This window comes from Rhizobium tropici CIAT 899 (genome assembly GCF_000330885.1).
Taxonomy (GTDB): Bacteria; Pseudomonadota; Alphaproteobacteria; order Rhizobiales; family Rhizobiaceae; genus Rhizobium; species Rhizobium tropici.
The window spans coordinates 620,537-640,849 of record NC_020062.1 but is presented as its reverse complement, the minus strand read 5'-3'; the positions used below and the strand labels follow the sequence as shown (position 1 = coordinate 640,849).

The 20,313-nt window shown below is 59.1% G+C and carries 19 protein-coding genes; 12 read left to right on the top strand and 7 right to left on the bottom strand.

Annotation, left to right across the window (positions count from 1 at the left end; all coding sequences use genetic code 11):
• The 6 genes from RTCIAT899_RS25080 to RTCIAT899_RS25055 all read left to right on the top strand — a co-directional run bounded on the left by RTCIAT899_RS25080 (position 1) and on the right by RTCIAT899_RS25055 (position 6,878).
• A complete protein-coding gene (locus tag RTCIAT899_RS25080) occupies positions 1-2,331 on the top strand; it encodes a xanthine dehydrogenase family protein molybdopterin-binding subunit (RefSeq protein ID WP_015342623.1) in 2,331 nt (776 codons plus the stop codon).
• Positions 2,332-2,344: 13 nt separating this feature from the next.
• Positions 2,345-2,785, top strand: a complete 441-nt coding sequence (locus tag RTCIAT899_RS25075; RefSeq protein ID WP_015342622.1) for an SRPBCC family protein — start codon at positions 2,345-2,347, stop codon at positions 2,783-2,785.
• A 23-nt stretch (positions 2,786-2,808) separates the two neighbouring features.
• The gene (locus RTCIAT899_RS25070) at positions 2,809-3,300 is read left to right on the top strand and encodes a (2Fe-2S)-binding protein (protein WP_015342621.1); all 492 of its coding nucleotides are present in this window, start codon (positions 2,809-2,811) and stop codon (positions 3,298-3,300) included.
• Between the two features lie 9 nt (positions 3,301-3,309).
• Positions 3,310-4,122 carry an FAD binding domain-containing protein gene (locus RTCIAT899_RS25065; protein WP_015342620.1) on the top strand — a complete coding sequence of 271 codons (813 nt, stop codon included), beginning with the start codon at positions 3,310-3,312 and terminating at the stop codon, positions 4,120-4,122.
• A 21-nt stretch (positions 4,123-4,143) separates the two neighbouring features.
• Complete coding sequence (locus RTCIAT899_RS25060) at positions 4,144-6,102, top strand: acetoacetate--CoA ligase (RefSeq protein ID WP_015342619.1); 1,959 nt, start codon at positions 4,144-4,146, stop codon at positions 6,100-6,102.
• Positions 6,103-6,173: 71 nt separating this feature from the next.
• Positions 6,174-6,878, top strand: a complete 705-nt coding sequence (locus tag RTCIAT899_RS25055) for an IS6 family transposase (RefSeq protein WP_015342618.1) — start codon at positions 6,174-6,176, stop codon at positions 6,876-6,878.
• A 26-nt stretch (positions 6,879-6,904) separates the two neighbouring features.
• Here the strand turns inward: RTCIAT899_RS25055 and RTCIAT899_RS25050 are convergent, their stop codons facing one another.
• A complete protein-coding gene (locus tag RTCIAT899_RS25050) occupies positions 6,905-8,107 on the bottom strand; it encodes a tyrosine-type recombinase/integrase (RefSeq protein ID WP_015342617.1) in 1,203 nt (400 codons plus the stop codon).
• A gap of 176 nt (positions 8,108-8,283) precedes the next feature.
• On the opposite strand from RTCIAT899_RS25050, the gene RTCIAT899_RS25045 reads away from it, so the two are divergent.
• Complete coding sequence (locus RTCIAT899_RS25045) at positions 8,284-8,835, top strand: glutathione peroxidase (protein WP_015342616.1); 552 nt, start codon at positions 8,284-8,286, stop codon at positions 8,833-8,835.
• A 177-nt stretch (positions 8,836-9,012) separates the two neighbouring features.
• Positions 9,013-10,074 (top strand): class I SAM-dependent methyltransferase, encoded by a 1,062-nt coding sequence (locus RTCIAT899_RS25040; RefSeq protein WP_015342615.1) that lies wholly within the window; start codon positions 9,013-9,015, stop codon positions 10,072-10,074.
• Positions 10,075-10,122: 48 nt separating this feature from the next.
• Here RTCIAT899_RS25040 and RTCIAT899_RS25035 read toward each other — a convergent pair whose 3' ends face one another.
• Complete coding sequence (locus RTCIAT899_RS25035; protein WP_015342614.1) at positions 10,123-11,019, bottom strand: fructose bisphosphate aldolase; 897 nt, start codon at positions 11,017-11,019, stop codon at positions 10,123-10,125.
• A gap of 345 nt (positions 11,020-11,364) precedes the next feature.
• A complete protein-coding gene (locus tag RTCIAT899_RS25030; RefSeq protein ID WP_015342613.1) occupies positions 11,365-11,556 on the bottom strand; it encodes a hypothetical protein in 192 nt (63 codons plus the stop codon).
• Positions 11,557-11,935: 379 nt separating this feature from the next.
• On the opposite strand from RTCIAT899_RS25030, the gene RTCIAT899_RS33895 reads away from it, so the two are divergent.
• Positions 11,936-12,085 carry a hypothetical protein gene (locus RTCIAT899_RS33895; RefSeq protein WP_015342612.1) on the top strand — a complete coding sequence of 50 codons (150 nt, stop codon included), beginning with the start codon at positions 11,936-11,938 and terminating at the stop codon, positions 12,083-12,085.
• Positions 12,086-12,188: 103 nt separating this feature from the next.
• On the opposite strand, the gene RTCIAT899_RS25020 is transcribed toward RTCIAT899_RS33895, so the two are convergent.
• Positions 12,189-12,980 carry an HpcH/HpaI aldolase family protein gene (locus RTCIAT899_RS25020; protein WP_015342611.1) on the bottom strand — a complete coding sequence of 264 codons (792 nt, stop codon included), beginning with the start codon at positions 12,978-12,980 and terminating at the stop codon, positions 12,189-12,191.
• Positions 12,981-13,318: 338 nt separating this feature from the next.
• Positions 13,319-13,717 (bottom strand): VOC family protein, encoded by a 399-nt coding sequence (locus RTCIAT899_RS25015; RefSeq protein WP_015342610.1) that lies wholly within the window; start codon positions 13,715-13,717, stop codon positions 13,319-13,321.
• A 102-nt stretch (positions 13,718-13,819) separates the two neighbouring features.
• Here RTCIAT899_RS25015 and RTCIAT899_RS25010 point away from each other — a divergent pair, with 102 nt between their 5' ends.
• Entirely contained in the window at positions 13,820-14,530 is a 711-nt protein-coding gene (locus RTCIAT899_RS25010) for a helix-turn-helix transcriptional regulator (protein WP_015342609.1), read from the top strand.
• Between the two features lie 42 nt (positions 14,531-14,572).
• On the opposite strand, the gene rhaI is transcribed toward RTCIAT899_RS25010, so the two are convergent.
• Together rhaI and RTCIAT899_RS25000 are read right to left on the bottom strand one after the other, a co-directional pair.
• Entirely contained in the window at positions 14,573-15,865 is a 1,293-nt protein-coding gene (rhaI, locus tag RTCIAT899_RS25005; RefSeq protein WP_015342608.1) for an L-rhamnose catabolism isomerase, read from the bottom strand.
• A 227-nt stretch (positions 15,866-16,092) separates the two neighbouring features.
• Entirely contained in the window at positions 16,093-18,189 is a 2,097-nt protein-coding gene (locus RTCIAT899_RS25000; protein ID WP_015342607.1) for a bifunctional rhamnulose-1-phosphate aldolase/short-chain dehydrogenase, read from the bottom strand.
• A 207-nt stretch (positions 18,190-18,396) separates the two neighbouring features.
• On the opposite strand from RTCIAT899_RS25000, the gene RTCIAT899_RS24995 reads away from it, so the two are divergent.
• Positions 18,397-19,209, top strand: a complete 813-nt coding sequence (locus RTCIAT899_RS24995; protein ID WP_015342606.1) for a DeoR/GlpR family DNA-binding transcription regulator — start codon at positions 18,397-18,399, stop codon at positions 19,207-19,209.
• Between the two features lie 53 nt (positions 19,210-19,262).
• Positions 19,263-20,258 carry a rhamnose ABC transporter substrate-binding protein gene (rhaS, locus tag RTCIAT899_RS24990; protein ID WP_015342605.1) on the top strand — a complete coding sequence of 332 codons (996 nt, stop codon included), beginning with the start codon at positions 19,263-19,265 and terminating at the stop codon, positions 20,256-20,258.
• Positions 20,259-20,313: the final 55 nt, after the last annotated feature.

The window sequence follows — 20,313 nt, the reverse complement described above, 5'->3', positions numbered from 1 at the left end:
ATGACGATAGGAAAACCCGCCTTACGGATCGAAGATCGCCGCTTTCTGACTGGCGAGGGAAAGTACGTCGATGACTTTTCCCTGCCGCGGCAGTGTCATGCGGCGTTGGTACTGTCTCCCCACGCACATGCGGACATTCTGTCGATCGACATTTCGGCGGCGTCGGAGATGCCGGGAGTGATCGCCGTCCTGACCGGAGCGGATGTGGCTGCCGACGGTCTTGGCTCGGTGCCACCCTTCTTCATGCCTGAAGTCTGGGGCGGCCCCAAAGGCTTCGCAACACTTCGTCCCATACTCGTAGCCGACCGCGTCCGCTGTGTCGGCGAGCGCGTTGCGGTGGTCATTGCCGAGACGGTCGATGAGGCCAGAGCCGCGGCGGAACACGTGTGTGTGGAATACGCTCCCCTCGCTGCGGTTGTCGATGCTGAAGCCGCATTGGCGGAGGGAGCCCCTGTCATCTGGCCGGAGAACCAGACAGGAAACCTCTCCGTGCATCTGAAATTCGGTGATGCAGAAAAGACTGCGGCGTCGTTCGAGCGGGCAAGTCTCGTTGTATCCCGGCGGCTGGCGAGCGGCCGGGTGACACCGGCGTCGCTGGAGCCGAGGGGATGTTTGGGAGACTACGACACCGGAACCGATACATTCACTCTCTATACAAGTTCGCAGGACCCTCACGGATTTCGACGTGTACTGGCCTCCGTCGTGTTGAAAATTCCCGAGTCGACGCTGAGGGTTGTCTCGCCAGACGTTGGCGGCGGCTTCGGCCTCAAGGCGCACATCCATCCGGAAGACGCCATTGTTCTATGGGCCTCACGCAGGGTGCGGCGTCCGGTGAAATGGATCGCAACACGCTCGGAGTCGATGCAGACCGACACTCAGGGGCGGGGACAGATAGTCTACGCGGATTTGGCTCTCGACGCAGACGGCAAGATTCTAGGCATCCGAGCCCGGGCGTTCCACAATCTGGGGGCCTATTTCTGGGGAACTGCGACGCCGCCGCTCTTCTTTTCGATGCAACTCATACCGGGCACGTATGACGTGCCGACGGTCGATTTGCAGACGCAGGCAGTCTTCACCAACATTTGTCCGATGTCGGTCTATCGCGGCGCTGGAAGACCAGAGGCGGCCTATGCGATCGAACGCCTGATGGACGAGGCCGCCTACGAGCTCGGGATCGATCCTCGTGAGTTCCGCCGGCGCAACTATGTCAAACCCGACCAGATGCCTTATTCCAACCCCGCAGGGTTGACCTATGACAGCGGCGAATTCGAACGGCTCGCCGATGAATGCGCCGAACTCGCGGACTGGATCGGCTACGAGGCGCGCAAGACGGAAAGCGCAAGACGCGGTCGGCTCAGGGGGCGCTCCATCACGTCCTACATCGAGATCGCTGGCGTGATGAACGAGCGGATGGAAGTGCGTTTCGATCCTTCTGGTACCCTCACCATCATAGCGGGCACGCATTCCCATGGCCAAGGGCACGCGACCGTCTTCACGCAGATGGTGGCCGATTGGCTCTCCATGGACCAGAAGGACATCCGCTTCGTCCAGGGTGACACCGATAAGGTCCTGATTGGTCGCGGAACATTCGCGGCTCGCAGTTCCATGCTCGGGGGCACCGCCCTCAAGCGGGCCGTCGACGATGTCATCGTCAAGGCGTCGAAAATGGCGGCCTTGCTGCTCAAGGCCGAGGAGGCGAACGTTTATTTCGAAGACGGACTTTTCAAGGTTCGGAATTCCAACGAAAGCATGCCCATCCAGAACGTGGCGAAGTTCTTCTATCTCCCGGCTGGTCCGGTCATGCGGTTTTCGCTCGGCTTGTACGGCGAAGGCACTTCTGCCGGAAAGCCAGGCGCTCAACCGAACTTCCCCAACGGCAGCCAAGTCGTCGAACTGGAGGTCGACCCGGACACGGGTGTCGTGACCATCGATCGGTTCTTTTCGGTGGACGATGTCGGCAAGGCTTTGAACCCCATGATCTGCGAAGGCCAAATCCATGGAGGTTGTGCCCAGGGCCTCGGGCAAGCGCTTTGCGAGGAAGTCGTCTACGACGACGAGGGTCAGCTCATCAGCGGCTCGTTCATGGACTACTGTCTTCCCCGTGCCGAACACATGCCGACGATCAGATCGAAACTCATCGAAATACCCAGCCAGAGCAATCCGCTGGGTGTGAAGGGCATCGGCGAGTCCGGCACGATCGGAACCCCCGCGGCGATCGTCAACGCAGTCCTGGACGCGGTTCGCCCGGCGGGCGTGCTGGACATCGACATGCCCGTGACACCGGGAAAGCTATGGGATGCGCTCCATGCGGCCCACACCCAAACCCAATGAATAGGAAATGCACATGAATCTCGAAGGCAACTTCTTCGTCGAAAAGCCGCGGGCGGCCGTCTGGGCGCTCATCAACGACCCGGACGTTTTGCGCCAGGCGATCCCGGGATGCCAATCGCTCGAAGCGGTCGACGAGGGCTATGCGGCAACCGTGACCATCGCGATCGGTCCGGTGAAGGCAAAGTTCAACGGCCGGGTCAAGCTGCAGGATGTGCAGGCCCCGGAAAGTTACCGAATTTCCGGCGAAGGAAGCGGCGGTATCGCAGGGTTCGCCAAAGGCGGAGCGAATGTCCGGCTCGAAGAGACGGACGGCGGCACCACCATTCATTACGCTGTGGACGCGGCCATCGGCGGCAAGCTGGCCCAGCTCGGGAGCAGGCTGATCGAATCCACATCCAAAAAGCTCTCCGGCCAGTTCTTCGAACGCATCGCCGAGATCGCCCGCGGCGCCTGAACGCATTCCCAGGGAGGAGCGAAATGACCAGAATCGAAGCCGTCGTCAACGGCAAGAAAGTGACGAAAACCGTCGACGACAACCGTCTGCTGGTGACCTTCCTTCGCGAAGACCTCGGGCTGACCGGAACGCATGTGGGCTGCGACACCACCCAATGCGGAGCATGCGTGGTCAATATCGATGGCGACACCGTGAAGTCTTGCACATCCCTCGCCGCGGGCGCGAACGGGTGTTCTATCACCACGATCGAGGGCGTGGCGCACGGGGAGAGGCTCCATCGCGTGCAGGAGGCGTTTCATCGCCACCATGCGCTTCAATGCGGCTATTGCACCCCCGGCCTGATCATCACGGCGATCGACATCATCGAGAAGGCCCAGGGCCCTCTGGACGAGGCGACCGTCAGGCAGGAGCTCAAGGGCAATCTTTGCCGTTGCACGGGATACCAGAACATCGTGTCCGCCATTCTCGACGCTGCCGAGAAATACGCCATGAGCAGCGTTTCGAAAGTGGCATAGGAGCTGCACATGAACCCCTTCACCCTCCACAGACCGTCGGCAATTGACCTGATCAGCGCGATGTTGGCTTCATCGAGCGATCCCAAGTTCCTTGCGGGCGGCATGACATTGCTGCCGTCGATGAAGCTCGGTTTGATCACACCGAGCGACTTGATCGATCTGACTTCCCTTCCCGCCTTCGGGGAAATCTCGAACGAGGGTCGCAGGCTCTCCGTCGGGGCGGGTGCGACGCACGCAGCCGTCGCAAACGAAAGACGCATTCGGGAGCTATGCCCGGCGCTAGGCCGACTCGCCGGAAAGATCGGCGACCGCCATGTGCGCAACCGAGGAACCATCGGCGGTTCCCTGGCCAACAACGATCCGGCGGCCGACTATCCCGCCGCGATCCTGGCATTGGATGCGACTATTCATACAGACAGGCGTGAGATCGGGTCTTCGGACTTTTTCCGTGGCATTTTCGAAACGGCGCTCGATGAACACGAACTCATAACCTCGATCGAGTTCGAAGCGCCCGAGCGAGCGGCTTATGCCAAGTTCCCTCATCCGGCGTCAGGATATGCCTTGGCGGGCGTATTCGTCTGTCGCGGGGATTCGTACGTCCGCGTTGCAGTGACCGGGGTGGGCTCCGATGGCGCTTTTAGGCTGCAAGAACTCGAGGGTAAGCTGGAAGCCCAGTTCGAAGCATCAGTCGTCGACACCATCGATTTGTCGGCTCTTGAGTTTTTCGAGGATCGCCATGGCTCCCGGGCGTACCGGGAAAACCTGGTGAGAGTAATGGCTCGACAGGCGATTGCCGAGATCGCCGCCGTCGACGGCGCTTAGTACGGTGATCAGGAGAATCCCATGACGTTACCCGAACTCGATCCGTCGTGGTCGCCTTCAACGGACCGCGCTCGCAATACCGAGATGAATACGTTTCGGGAATGGTGCTCGCATACCTTTAGGACTGACCTTCGTGACCATCAGGATTTGCATCGGTGGTCCGTGGATGAGCCAAGCGACTTCTGGCGCGGGCTATGGGATTACTGCGGCATCAAGGGAGCGCCGGGAGCGCGCACGCTCGTGGATGGCTCGAGCATGCTTCAGGCTCGTTTCTTTCCTGATGGCAAGCTCAGCTTCGCCCGCAATCTCCTGTGCCGCAGTGGTCCGGAGGATGCGATCGTCTTCCGCGGAGAGGACAAGATCGCCTATCGATGGAGCTGGGATCGCTTGAGGGCGGAGGTGTCCGCCTTGCAACAGGCGTTCATCGCCATGGGCATCGTGTCCGGAGATCGTGTCGCCGCTATGTTGCCGAACATACCGGAGACCGTGGCTTGCATGCTCGCCGCCTCTTCGTTGGGAGCTATCTGGTCGTCGTGCTCGCCCGACTTCGGCGTGGAGGGCGTGTTCGACCGCTTCAGCCAGATCGAACCAAAGCTGTTCATCGCTTGCGACGCCTACTGGTACGGCGGCAAGCGGCACGACGTTTCGGACAAGATCAGGACCCTCGCTGAGAAGTTCGACTGCAGTTCACTTATTGTCCCATACGGCGGCGATGCGGTGGCGCTGGCAGCCTCGCTTAAGCTCAGTACGACCTACGACCAAGTGAAACAGGTTCATCCGCCCAGAGAGGTGCAGTTCGTTGAATTCCCGTTTTCGCACCCGCTCTATATCATGTTCTCTTCGGGTACGACGGGAGCGCCCAAATGCATCGTTCACTCCGCGGGAGGCACCCTGCTCCAGCATGTGAAGGAGCACCGCCTGCACTGCGACATCAGGCCTGGTGACAAGGTCTTCTATTTCACGACGTGCGGCTGGATGATGTGGAACTGGCTCGCGTCGGCTCTCGCTTCAGGTGCTACGCTCTGCCTCTATGATGGTTCGCCCTTCGCCCCAGCCGCAGAGGTTCTTTGGGAGTATGCCGAAGAGGAGCATTTCACCTTCTTCGGTACCTCGGCGAAGTATCTCGACAGTCTCCGCAAAGCCCAATTCAAGGCAGAAGGGAACTTCGACCTCCGCGCCCTGCGAGTTATCGCCTCCACAGGCTCGCCCCTTGGGAGAGAAGGTTTCAACTACGTCTACCACGGTCTCAAACGAGACCTTCAACTCGCCTCGGTGTCCGGTGGCACCGACATCATCTCGTGCTTCGTACTGGGCAATCCGACCCTTCCCGTTTGGCGAGGAGAGATACAGGGGCCGGGGCTTGGCTTGGCTGTCGATGTTTGGAACGAGGACGGTAGTCCGATCCGCGGCGAAAAGGGAGAACTAGTTTGCACGAGACCATTCCCGAGCATGCCGATCGGGTTCTGGAACGACTCGGATCAAGCAAAGTATCGAGCATCCTATTTTGCGCGCTTCGAGAATGTATGGTGTCATGGCGACTTCGCTGAATGGACCTCGCATGACGGCCTTATCATCCACGGTCGATCCGATGCCACATTAAATCCTGGCGGAGTGCGGATCGGGACAGCGGAGATTTACAATCAGGTGGAACAGCTTCCTGAGGTCGTTGAGGCGATATGCATTGGACAGGAGTGGGACGACGACGTGCGCGTTGTCCTTTTTGTTCGCCTTGACGCCGGAAGCGAACTCGACCCCGCTTTGGAAGCGAAGATTAGGCAAAGGATCAGGACCGGCGCGTCGCCGCGGCACGTGCCCGCGAAGATACTGCAGGTGGCAGACATCCCCAGGACAAGATCAGGTAAGATCGTCGAATTGGCCGTGCGAAACGCTATTCACGGCCTGCCGATTGCAAACCTCAACGCTCTGGCGAACCCGGGTGCGCTCGACGAGTTCGTTCGTCTGAAAGTTCACCTGACCTGAGCGGGTTCTGTTGCAAACTTCCTGGTTACTGGTGACATGGCATTGATCTCCGGAAGTCGCGGAGACTGGCAATGTTCAAAGGTCGGCATTTCGAGCAGTCGGTGATATTGCTGTGCGTGCGCTGGTATCTGAGCTATGGCCTGAGCCTGCGCGACCTGAAGGAAATGATGGCCGAACGCCGCATCAGCGTCGATCATTCGACGATCCATCGCTGGGTCGTCCACTTTGCGCCCCTATTGGCGGATCGGTTCAATCGGCGCAAGCGCGCCGTCACTGGCAAGTGGCACGCCGACGAGACCTATATCAAGGTTCGCGGCCGATGGACGTATCTCTATCGCGCCATCGACAGCAACGGCGACACGGTCGAGTTTCGGCTCAGCGAGCATCGTGATCTTTCCGCCGCCAAACGTTTCTTCAGAAAGGCTTTCGCCCGGCACGGCCGGCCGGAGCGCATCGTCATCGATGGCAGCCAGACCAACCGGGAAGCGATCATTTCCTGTGACACCACAAGCCGCCTTCAGGATCGGTCCTGCCGTCGTCCTGAATCCCCATGCATTCGACAGAGTCAGTATCTGAACAACCGCATCGAGCAGGATCACCGACGCATCAAGCGGCGTGTCAGACCGATGCTCGGCTTCAAGTCATTTAAATCGGCCGTGGCAACATTGTCCGGAATTGAGATGATCCACATGCTACGAAAGCGCCAATTGCAGGACGCTTACGCTGCCAATCCGTCAATCTCTGATCAGGTTGAGAGCCTGGCTGCCGCGTTCTGAGCAGCCGTGGCAATCGGCCGACGCGACTACATCAAATTTTGCAACAGAACACCTTCGGTCGAGCTTAGTCTCGCGTGGCCAGGAATAGCTCCAGTCAACGCCAGGCTCTCTCCTAAGCAAGTAGCAATGGAACCGACTGTATGCCTCAGTGTATGGAGCGTTGCGCCGGAGATCTGGGCCTTTGCTACTGCCTTGCACCACACCACGGGCGTCTGTGTAAAATGCCCTTCTCCTCGTTCAGCAGGAAAAACAAACTTGCTGCCCTCCTTCGGGATTGATTTCAGCAAATCAATCGCCGCCCCGCCCAGGGGGCGGGTCGACGGTCCTGTCTTGCTGTCTTCAAGTTCGATCAGTCCTTTCGCTAAATTGACTTCCGACCATTCCAGTCCGGCGATTTCGCTGCGGCGGCAACCCGTCAAAGCCAGGAGGCGGATGATATTGATGCCCTTGGGGTTGCATTTTCCCATTTCGAGTTCATCCAAGGCAGCGCCCAGGCTGGCAAGCTCCTCAACGGTGAGAAATCGCATCCTTCGATTGTCAATTTTTCGAAAGATTGCATGCGTAACCGGGTTCGTGGTGACGATTTCGTGCCGGATGGCAAAACTGAAAACGACGGAGAGGTCGCGTGCCACCTTACCCGCCATCCCCACTCCGCCTCTTAAAACGATGCGCCTGCCATTTCTGTTCCTAACCTCGCGAGCAGTCTTTCCGGACGCCACATCCGCGACAAGTCCCTCGATGTCGCCTGGGTTTAGGCTCCGCGACTTGCGTTGGGCGAGCAGAGGCATGACGTGGTTACGCAGCCGCGCCACGGTTTCGGTCTTGGTCTTCGGCTTCATCGGCTCGCCTTGCCGCCGACCGTGCCGGACGAAGCAGCCCTGCTTCTCGTAGAGATCAATGAGGTCGCTGATTGTCATGTCGCGACGCTTGATCTGGAGATCTTCGGCAGGATCTTGACCAGCCGCAACGCATCCAAGTTTGGTCTTGGCGGCTCGTCTTGCTTGTTCGACGGTGATCGGACCAAAATGCCCTATGGACATGATACGCTGGGTCGCTGATCGCCCACCGCCATCCGTTCGATATTTGATGATGAAGGTTTTCACGCCTGAGGGTGCGACACGAAGACCGAAGCCTGGAAGCTCGCTGTCCCAAATGTGATACCGGTCACGATCAGGACGAGCCGCGTCGACGACACGTTTCGTCAGAAGTACCGTACTTCGCTTGCCCACATACTACCTCCAGGACCTTGGTCAGGGTGCCACCGGGATACCACCGCGATGGGAAATGGGAGGATAAAGGTAGCGGCAAATGCGACAATCCGTCAACGCAACATATTGATATCGTAGTGTACTTTGGGATCGCAGCGTATTATAGGGTAGATCAAAATCATTTTGGAGTGAATGATATGACCGATAACGTGCTCGATATTCCGGTAAAGAAGATCGACGGCAGCGATACGACGCTTGCCGACTATCGCGGCAAGGTCATCATGGTCGTCAATGTCGCGTCCAAATGCGGCCTGACGGTGCAGTATGAAGGGCTGGAAAAGCTCTATGAGGAAAAGCGGGACGAAGGTCTTGTCATCGCCGGCTTCCCGGCCAACGATTTCAAGGGCCAGGAGCCGGGTAGCGATAAAGAGATTCTGGAGTTCTGCACGCTGACCTATGACGTGCAGTTTCCCATGTTTTCCAAGATCGCCGTGACAGGTGAAAACCGCCATCCGCTTTATGACAGCCTGATCGCCTCCAGCGTCGAGACGGTAGGAGACGGGTCGATGCGCGAACGGCTCGCCAAACATGGCCTCGAGACCGGGCAGAACGGGGGCATCGTCTGGAATTTCGAAAAGTTCCTGATCGGTCGCGACGGCGACGTTGTTGCCCGCTTTGCGCCTGATGTAACAGCCGACGATCCGCGCCTGCTCTCCGTTTTGGAAAAAGAACTGGCTCGCGCTGGCTGAAGTCCGCGGCAAATAGGATAAAAGCTGAGATAATTCAGAATAATAAGATCTATTTTTGCAAGCAGGGCGAGTATTACTTCGCCTTGCTATGTCGTTGCTTACGACTACGCTCAGGAGTATTTTCAAGTCTTCGAATGTATCCGAAGAAACGCCACATCAATCTGGGAGGAAGATGTCATGCGTGAACCTGATATGCAGAAACTTGATGCCCTGGTCGGTCGCCTGATCGGCGATGTCGGCGCGGCGGTCTCGGGTGTGCTGGTGACACTCGGAGATCATCTGGGTCTGTTCAAGGCTATGGCCGACGGAACACCGATGACGCCGGCGGAGCTTGCTGACAAGGTTGGCGTAAAGGAACGCTACGTGCGTGAATGGCTGTCAGCTCAAGCCGCGGCCGATTATGTCAGTTATGACGACAAAACCGAGCGCTTCTACCTGACGCCGGAACAGGCTATGGTGTTTGCGGAGGAAAGCAGCCCCGCCTTCTTCAACGGCGCCTTCGATGTCGTCCAATCCATGTGGCTCGACGAGCCGAAAATCGCCAATGCCTTCAAGACCGGCAGCGGTTTCGGCTGGCATGAGCATAGCGCCTGCCTGTTCCGCGGCACGGAGCGCTTTTTCCGCCCAGGCTACAACAGCCATCTCATTACGGAATGGATACCCGCGCTGAACGGCATGCATGAAAAGCTTCAAGCCGGCGCTGCGGTTGCGGATGTCGGCTGCGGCCACGGCGCCTCGACCATCCTGATGGCGCAGGCCTATCCGAACTCGACCTTCTTCGGCTTCGACTATCACCTGCCATCGATCGAGCGGGCGCGCGCTGCCGCCAAGCAGGCGGGCGTCGATACCCGCATCACGTTCGAGCAGGCAAGCGCCAAGGATTTCCCGGCTGTCGGTTACGATCTTGTCGCCATGTTCGATTGCCTGCACGACATGGGTGATCCGGTCGGCGCCGGTAAACACGTCAAGGAAAGCCTTGCCGACGACGGCACCTGGATGATCGTCGAACCCTTTGCGCATGACTGCCTGAAGGACAATCTCAATCCGGTCGGCAGGGTCTTCTACGGCGCTTCGACGATGATCTGCACACCGGCCTCGTTGTCGCAGGAAGTCGGGCTGGGCCTGGGCGCGCAGGCCGGCGAATTGAAGCTGCGCAAGGTTGCCATGGATGCGGGCTATTCGCATTTCCGCAAGGCAACCGAAACGCCGTTCAACATGGTCTTCGAAGTCAGGGCATGACCGGCTGGAGGACGCCGGGCCGCGTTAGGCCCGGCGCCTTTCGTGTGATTAGGCCTTCACGACGCTCGCCTGATAGATCTCGTCGATGGTTTTTGCGAGGCTGGCGTCGAATTCAGCGTCGCTCATCGTCACGCGCAGATCCTCGGTCAAAGCTCGGGAGAAGCTGGCGATCATTCCATGATTGTGGCTGAGCTTTTCGCAGGCATCCGCACGGCTGTAGCCGCCCGAAAGCGCCACGACGCGCGCCACGGCCTTGTGATCGACGAGGGGCTTATAGAAATCCGGAACAGTCGGGATCGTCAGCTTGAGCATGACTTTCTCGCCGGCCGGCACTGCGTCGAGCCTCTGAGCGATCTCATCCCGCAGGATAGCCTCGGCCTCCTGCTTGGTCGGGCTCTTGATGGAGACTTCCGGTTCGATGATCGGCACGAGACCATGGCCGAGAATCTGATGTCCTATCTCGAACTGCTGCTTGACCACTGCGGCGATGCCTGTCTTGTCGGCGCTAGCGATGACTGAGCGCATCTTGGTCCCGAAGATCCCCTTCTTCACCGCACGGGCGAGCAAAGCGTCAAGATCCGGCATCGGCTTCATCACTTGTGCGCCGTTCTCCTCGGCAGCCAGACCCTTGTCGACCTTGAGGAACGGGACGACACCGCGATCGGCCCAGAGATAAGTGGGAACCGGCTTGCCTTGCGCCTCCCCATCCATGGTCTTCTCGAAAAGAATGGCGCCAATCACCTTATCTCCGGAAAATGAGGGAGCCGTCATGATGCGCACGCGCATTTCATGCATCAGGCGGAACATTTCCTCATCGCCATTATAGTCGGAATCGGCGATCCCATAGAGACGCAGAGCGCCCGGGGTCGAGCCTCCGCTTTGATCGAGGGCAGCGATGAAGCCACCCTTGCCCGACATCTGTGACATCATCTTTTCGTCAGCCATACTATTCTCCCTTATTACGTAACGCCGTGCGGCGCATGCGGACTTTCTGGACCGGACAAGCCTTTTGGCATCTCCGGCCGGTTGCAAATATCGACCCCGGCGAACGCTTTCGCCCCTGATCCGGCCCTGCAAGCGACCAATATCTGAGAAACCTAACGGAATTCCGATGGTTATCCAGTCGAAATGCACAGCATTTTCGAGAAATCAATGACTTCTAACTGCGGAGTTTTGGGTGTGACAGCTCACCAAAACGGTTCTTTCCGCGCCAACTCGCCGAATAAACCGATTAAGGCGGCCATTACTGGAAGATGGCGCGCCAGGAACCGGTCGAGCAATATTTTAACTTCAGCTTTTCACCATCCGTGTGATTGAGCCGTTTTGAGCTGGTTTGCTTTTGGTTGGGGTTTCGCAGCCCGTTTTTGGCGGGAAAAATGGGGAAAGGGCAAACTGCATGGCATTAGCGATTCCGCTCAACTCTCCTCGCGCCTTCATGTAGCGCGAGGCGCCCTCGATCGGCGAGGCGACGACGATATTCATCTCGCCCTCGCGTCCGGAGGGTAACACGATGCCAATGCGTAGGTCTTGCCGATGCGAAGATTGATGCCGCCGAGATTGGGGCGATAACCGAGCTCGCCAGTGCTGATCTACTTCGCGACGCAAGGCGCGTCCTACCGCCAATCCCTACACCTTCGACAAATCATTCCGCTCCGCCATGTCGACGCGAGAATGCCCCGCAGGCGGGTAACGATGAAGCGTAGGCTGCGATCAAAGTCGACGAGGGGTGCGTGTTTGGGCTGTCGATCCGATGTTCTCGCATGACATCAGGACACAACCTTAAGCATAGATATTCAGCCGGCGTTCAGAAAGGCAATCTTAAGATGCATGTCGTCAGTCATTCTATTATTAGGGGAAACTCATGGACAAATATACCAAAACTGTTTTGACAATCATCGCCGTCGCGCTCGCGGCAATCGCCATCCAAAACACGATTACGCCGGCGCAAGCCGTCGGTGGCGGCTGCGGTACGGAAACCTACCGGCCCTGCTATGTAAAGCTGGTGAACTAGAGCGGATTCAGATTTTAGGTCGAACAGACCTAAAATCATCCGGCTCTTGCGCAATCAACGCCGCCCGTGGGATACCCCCCCGGGCAGCTTTTATCTCAGCCGATTATGAATCAGCGCCTTTTCGCGCAGCCTCAAGAGCCGTGCGCGCTCCTGCCCTGAGCTGAGCGGTTTCCGTGCCTGCGATAACCAGATCAAGACCAAGCTTCAGATATTGGCCCGCACGATCGCCATCGCCGCCGAAGGCGCAGATCACCTTGCCATGAGCACGGCACCGCGCAAGCGCGGTCGCAAGCGCCTGGTCGATCGCGGCACTATCGGGTGCAAGGCGTGCGCCGTTTGAAAGCGCGATCGACAGATCGGATGGGCCGACAAAGATGCCGTCGATGCCGTCAACGGCCAGAATCTCGTCGATGGCGTCGAGCGCCATGCGAGTTTCGACCATGGCAATGGTGACGGTCAGGCTGTTGGCGCTCTGCAGATAATCTTCAGCCGGCAGGCCGAAATGATTGAGGGCCAGCGACGGCCCCCAGCTGCGCTCGCCGAGCGGCGGATACTTCGTCGCCTGCACCAAGGCGCGCGCATCATCGGCAGAATTGATCATCGGTGCGATGATGGCAGAGGCACCGGCATCGAGAAGCCGCGAGGCGGAGGCGAAATCGCCGACGGGAATACGGGCAATCGCCGGCTTGCCTGCCAGGCGCACATGGGCGATGCCGTTGGCAGCGGACTCCATGTTCCACATGCCATGCTGCATATCGAGCACGATGGTATCGAAGTCTTCCTGCGCCAGATGATTGACGAGCATCGGATCGGGTATGCCGACCCAGCCGGAGATCATGCCGCCATTCTCGCGGCGCTTTAGGCGTCCGGCAAAACCGTTCATGTCAGTCGTCATCGTCTTTCCTCACCTATCAACAGCAGGGCTCTGACTTTTTTGCCAGCTTCGACCGCCAAATCACGGCGGGCCGTTGCAAGCGACAATACTCAATTCCCATTGCCGAGCCACTCGAAAGTGCGGAGGCGACGGACACAAATGAACAAACCACGGCTCCGATCGTGGTCGGCCGCCGTGCAGGAAGATGATTTCAAATCTGCCAGATGACCATGACAAATTTGCAGCTATCTGGATCGGTTAGCCGTACCCACAAGGCGACCAAGGCGTGACTTAAGACGAGCGATGCCGCCAGGCAGAAGGCATCGCCCGATCATAGGATTTCGGCCGCTCCTTACCGCTCAACGCCGGGCAAAGCGCTGCTTCGCAAAATCCGTGACGGGCGTGTAAAGGCTGATGAGCGTTCCCTCGGGATCGCGGATTTGCCCTGCCCGGTTTCCCCACGGCATCAGCTTCGGCTCATGCACGACCTCTACCTTGTCCTTCAACCTTGCGAATTCAGCATCGACGTCGTCAACCTGGAATTCGATGATGACTGAGCGATTGGCGCAGGGTTCGGCGCTGCCCTCCTTGAACAGGGCGACGGTCTCGGCGCTTCCGATCGCAAGCGTCGCCGAGGGGGTGACGATCTCGGCAAAGACTGGCGCAAGCCACTCGGCCGGGTGACCGGTGACCATCTCATAAAAGCCAACCATCTTCTTGATGTTTGAGGCGATCAGACGCATGGATGCGAGTTTCATCGAATGCTCCTTCGAAATTCCCGCCCGCTGTGTCGCTGGCGGCTCGAAGGCTCTTGTTGCATAAGGCTGTTGCCACCATACTGGCAGCAGGAGTCAGCAGGAATGCGTCGCGCCGATCGTTTGTTTCAGATCATACAGATATTGCGCCGGTCGAGCCGGCCGGTAACTGCTGCCGCGCTGGCGGATGAACTCGAAGTCTCCAAGCGCACGGTCTATCGCGACATCGCCGATCTGATGAGCCAGCGGGTTCCGATCGAAGGTGAGGCAGGCTTCGGATATCTTTTGTCACCCGGTTACGAAATGCCGCCGCTGATGCTGACGCCCGAGGAGATCGAGGCCGTCGTCCTCGGGGCGCAATGGGTTGCGGGTCGTGCCGACAAGGCCCTTGCCAATGCCGCACGCGACGTGGTTGCCAAGATCACCGCGATCGTACCCGGGCACCTGCGTCCCTTCATCCTTGAGCCGAGCGTCGGCGCCAAGCCGCTTCTTCAGGGAGGCCAAGAAGAAAACATCGACCTGCCGATGTTGCGGGCGGCAATCCGCGAAGGACGAAAACTTCGGCTGCGCTATCGGTCCGATGCGGGTGCGGAAAGCACAAGGATCGTCTGGCCCGTTATCCTCGGCTATTCCGATACGAGCCGCATTCTGGTGGCATGGTGCGAGCTGCGCCAGGGCTTCCGGCATTTCCGCACGGAACGGATTACCGAGGCCGACATGCTGAATGACGGTCATGGCTTGCGCTCAGGCGAACTTCGCCGCCGCTGGTCCGCCTGGCGAGAGGCGGAACTCCAGCAAACTCAACGGAAAGGGTGATTATCGGGCGCTGAGGTCATCGGTCGCCGGCACCCGATAATCTCAGATGATCCCGCCGCCGCCGGCAACGGAAACCGGACGCTCGGCGGCAATCTTGCGGCGATAGCCACCCGCCCTGTAGGTCGCGACCGGATCGATGGCGCCGCCGGCGCGACGGCGTGCTTCGGCCAGGATCGGCTCGACATCGGCGCGATAGGCGCGCTTCAGCGTTTCCGATGCCATCAGCGCGTCGTTCGCATCCTGATACTCGCCAAGTGCATTGCGATCGACGATCAGCGCCTGGGCGTACGCACGGCGGATCTCGTTGGCGCTGGAAATCAGGCTTTCGATCGGGTCCGTGACGTTATGCGACTGGTCGATCATATGCGCCGGATTGAAGTCATTGACCCCGCGCCGTTCGGCATCGACCAACTCGTTGAAGACGAGGAAGAGGCGGTAGGGCTCGATGGCGCCGGCGTCGAGATCATCGTCGCCATACTTGGAATCGTTGAAATGGAAGCCGCCGAGCTTGCCGAACTGGATGAGGCGCGCCACGATCATTTCGATATTGGTATTCGGCGCGTGGTGACCGAGATCGACCAGGCACTGCGCCTTCGGGCCAAGCGTCTGCGCGATCAGGTAATTGGTGCCCCAGTCCTGAACGACCGTGGAATAGAAGGCCGGCTCGTACATCTTGTGTTCGGAGAACAGCCGCCAATCGTCAGGCAGTGCCTTGTAGATATCAGCCATGGCGGCGAGATAGCGCTCGAAGGCCCTGGTGAAATTGGTCTGGCCGGGGAAGTTCGAGCCGTCACCGATCCATACCGTCAGCGCCTTCGAGCCGATGGCCTTGCCGATTTCGATGCATTCGATGTTGTGCTCGACAGCCTGGGCGCGGGTCGCCGCATCGACATGGCTGAGCGAGCCGAATTTGTAGGAATGCGCCTGGCCGGGCGCATCGGAGAATGTATTGGAGTTCATGGCGTCGAAGCCGAGGCCAAGCGCATCGCCTGCAGCCTTCAGTTCGCGCGGATCGGCCTTATCCCAGGGGATATGCAGCGAAACCCTTGGCGTTGCCCGCGTCAACTGCTGAATGACGGCGCAATCATCGAGCTTGTCGAAGATGCCGCGCGGCTCGCCAGCTCCGGGGAAGCGGGCAAAGCGCGTGCCGCCGGTGCCAACGCCCCAGGACGGGACGGCAACGAAGAATTCCGAAACCTTTTTTGTGACGGCTTCGATATCGACGCCGCGGCGGGCGAGCGTGGCGCCGAGCGCCTCATAATCGGATTTCAACGCGGCGGCGCGCTTGTCGTTTTCCGCGGCAACCAGATCGGGCGCAATTCTAAACTCGGCCATTCTTTCCTCCCATGTACGTCATTCGAAACATTACAGCCTCTCGACTGGCTGTTCCCTCTTCTCCCCAACGGGGAGAAGATGCCCAACGGGCAGATGAGGGGGAGTGAGGAGCATAGCGACTCACACCTTGAGCGTAAGCGAAAGATAGAACCGCATGTACAGCACCCCCCTCATCCGACCCTTAGGGCCACCTTCTCCCCGGTGGGGAGAAGGAAAAATGTAGCAAACTACCGCGTAAAACTCTGCGCATTACCGGCATCGACGTTGATGATATTACCCGTCGATTTGGCGGAAAGGTCCGATGCCAGGAAGTAGATCGCCTCTGCGATATCCTCCGGGAACACATTCAGCTTCAGCATCGAGCGCTTGCGGTAATGTTCCTCCAGCTCGTCCACCTCGATCTTCGAGGAGGCGGCGCGCTGCTCCCGCCACTCGCCGTTCCATATCTTCGAGCCACGCAGGACGGCATCGGGATTGACCGTATTCACGCGGATGCCGGCTTCAGCACCCTCCAGCGCCAGGCACCGGGCCAGATGGATTTCGGCAGCCTTTGCCGTGCAATAGGCGGCAGCATTCGGCGAGGAGGCCAGACCGTTCTTCGACGCGACGAAGACGACATTGCCGCCGAGATTCTGACGGCGGAACAGCCGGAAGGCTTCGCGCGAGACGAGGAAATAACCGGTCGCGAGAATGTCGATATTGCGGTTCCACATCGAAAGCTCGGTGCTTTCGATCGGTGCCGACGATGCGATCCCGGCATTCGATACCAGAATGTCGACGCCGCCGAATTCGACACAGGCCTCGGCAAAGGCGGCAATGACGGCATCTTCCTTCGTCACGTCCAGCTTGACGCTGCGCACCGCGTCGGCGCCGAACATCTTGGCAAAATCCGCCTGTGTGCTCTCCAGCGCCGCCTGGTCGATGTCAGCCAGAACCACACAAGCGCCCTCGCCCACCAGGCGTGCCGCCGTCGCACGGCCGATGCCGCCGGCGCCGCCGGTGACGAAGGCCACACGGCCGGCGAGGCTCTTCGGCTTCGGCATGCGCTGCAGCTTGGCCTCTTCCAGCAGCCAATATTCGATATCGAAGGCTTCCTGCTCCGGCAGGCCCTGATATTCGGAAACGGTGGAGGCGCCGCGCATGACATTGATCGCGTTGACATAGAACTCGCCGGCAATACGGGCCGTTGCCTTGTCGCGGGCAAAGGACAGCATGCCGACGCCGGGAACGAGGAAGATCACCGGGTTCGGGTCGCGCATGGCAGGCGAATTGTCATGCTTGCAATCATTATAGTAACGCGCGTAGTCGGCGCGATAGTCCTCCAGCGCCTTGTCGAGACCGGCGATGACGGCATCGACATCGGGCTTAGCCGGATCGAAATCGACGATCAGCGGGCGGATCTTGGTGCGCAGGAAATGATCCGGGCAGCTGGTGCCGAGCGCGCCAAGCGGGCGGAGATTCTTCGAGTTGACGAATTCGAGCACGGCATCCTGATCGTCGAAATCGCCGAGCTTGCGCTCGGCCTTGCCTATGCGGCCGCGGATCTCAGGCATGAGCCGGGCGGCGATGGCACGACGCTCCACTCGCGGCAGGCTTTCGACAGCGGCGCCGCCGAAAATCGTCTTGCCTTCGGTCTTGGCGGCGAACCATTCGATTGCCTTGTTGATGATGGCGAGCGTCAGCTCGTAGCATTCCTTGGCATCATTAGCCCAGGTGAACAGGCCATGGCTTTCGAGCACGACGCCTTTGGCATTCGGATGGGCATTGACGAAGGCTTCGAGATCGAGGCCGAGCTGGAAACCGGGCCGGCGCCAGGGTAGCCAGCCGATGTCGTCCCCGAAGATCTCCCGCGTCAGTTCGCGCGAGTTCTTGGACGCAGCGATGGCGATAATGGCATCGGGATGCATGTGATCGACATGGGTGAACGGCACAAAGCCATGCAGCGGCGTGTCGATGGATGCGGCGCGAGCATTGAGATTGAAGGTGCAATGCGGCAGGAAGCCGACCATGCGGTCCTCGTCTGAAACGCCCTGATAGATATTCCTCAGGCTGTCGAGCTTGTCCTGATAGAGCGTCGCGAAACCGTCGAGCTTAATGGTGCCGACATCGCCGCCGGAGCCCTTGACCCAGAGCACCCTAACCCTCTCGCCGGAGAGCGGATCGGTTTCCATGACCTTGGCCGAGGTGTTGCCGCCGCCGTAGTTGGTGATACGCTTGTCGGCACCGAGCAGATTCGAGCGATAAAGCAGCTTGCCCGGCTCATCCAAGCCCGCCGCATACGCATCATCCCAACGGTTCTTCAGAAGCTGAACGCCAGCCGCCATGTCATCCTCCCTTGAAATCAAGTCTTTCGGGCGGACCGGATCGTGATGGCGCCACCCTTTGTGAGCAGGGTATCGCTCACGTATAGTCATCTTGTCAATCGAAAACGATCAAATTCGATAATGCTGCGATGCAATATGAAAGTTTATGATTGTTTATGATTGACACATTGTCATATTTGCGAAATAACCGCCCATAAGGAGGAGCCAATGCACGAACGCGAACGCCATCGCATTATTCTGAGCGCCGTACAGGAAAAGTCTGTCGTGACGATTCAGGATATTTCCGAGCTGACCGAGGCTTCGGAAGCGACGATACGCCGTGATATCGCTGCCCTGCACATCCAGGGAAAGATCCGGCGCGTGCGCGGCGGGGCGGAATCGATTCATCCCCCACAGCTCGGCAATCTGGCAGCGCGGCCGTTCCGTGTATCCGAAGCCGTCAACATCGATAGGAAACGCGCAATTGCGCGCAAGGCTGCCGAACTCTGCAATCCCGGCGACGCCATCATCATCAATGGCGGCACGACCACGTTCCAGCTCGTGCATTATATCTCGGCCTTCCGGCTGCAGGTGATGACGAATTCCTTCGCCATCGCCGAACATCTGGTCAAACATTCGAAGAACACCGTGACAGTGCCGGGCGGCGCGATCTATCGCGAGCAGAGCCTGATCCTCTCACCCTTCGACAACGACACGATCCGAAATTTCTATGCGCGGCGCATGTTCATTGGTGCACAGGGCGTCGGCCCGCTCGGCATCATGGAAGCCGATGCGCTGGTCATCCAGAGCGAGCAGAAGCTGATGCGCCAGGCCGACGAACTCGTCGTCATGGTGGACTCGAGCAAGTTCCGCCAACGCTCCAGCCTGATCCTTTGTCCGCTCGAACAGGTCTCAACCATCATTACCGATGACAGCGTTTCCGCCGAAACCGTGCGCATGATCGAGGATGCGGGTATTTCGCTCATTATTGCAAATGTTTCGGCTCAGGCCGAGGAGGAGGATTCCCCGTCGGTCGCGTGAGACACGCGGCCGAAATGGGGTGAGCATGCCTATTAACTTTGGGAGGAAGTGACATGAATATAGCAAAGAAACTGGCAATCGGCGTCGCGCTCGCCGCGACACTGATGGCCAGCGCGGCAAGTGCAAAGGACGTCAAGATCGGTCTCGTAGTGAAGTCGCTGGGCAACGGCTTCTTCGAAGCCGCCAACAAGGGCGCACAGGAAGCAGCCAAGGATCTCGGCGGCGTGCAGGTGATCTATACCGGCCCGACCTCGACCACGGCCGAAGGCCAGATCGAAGTCATCAACTCGCTGATTGCACAGGGCGTCGATGCCATCGCGATTTCCGCAAACGATCCCGATGCAGTCGTCCCGGCACTGAAGAAGGCTGCGCAGCGCGGCATCAAGGTCATCTCCTGGGATTCCGGTGTCGCCAAGGCCGGCCGCATCCTGCAGCTGAACCCCTCGTCCAACGAGCTGATCGGCAAGATGTGCCTGACGCTCGCCAAGGATCACCTTGACGGCGGCAAGGGCGACTTCGCCATCCTGTCGGCAACGACCACCTCGACCAACCAGAATATCTGGATCGGCGAGATGAAGAAGCAGCTCAAGGATTTCCCGGGCCTCAATCTGGTGACAACAGTCTATGGCGACGACCTCTCGGACAAAAGCTATCGTGAAGCCCAGGGCCTCCTGACCTCACATCCGGAAGTCAAGGTCATCGTCGCCCCGACGACGGTGGGCGTGCTTGCCGCTTCGCAGGCCGTCAAGGATGCCGGCAAAATCGGTAAGGTCTATGTGACCGGTCTCGGCCTGCCGTCCGAAATGGCCGGCGCGATCAAATCAGGCGCGACGAAGGAATTCGCGATCTGGAACCCGATCGATCTCGGCTATTCCGCAACGCAGATCGCTTATCGCCTCGTCAAGGGCGAGACCGACGGCAAGCCGGGCAGCGAGATCAATGCCGGCCGCATGGGCAAGATCAAGGTTGGCGAAAACGGCGAGGCCGCCATGGCCGATCCGTTCGTCTACAACGCCTCGAACATCGATCAGTTCTCCAAGGTTTTCTGATCGAAAATCGAACTCGCAGCTCTCCGGCGGCATCAGCCGCCGGACCTGGTTTCAC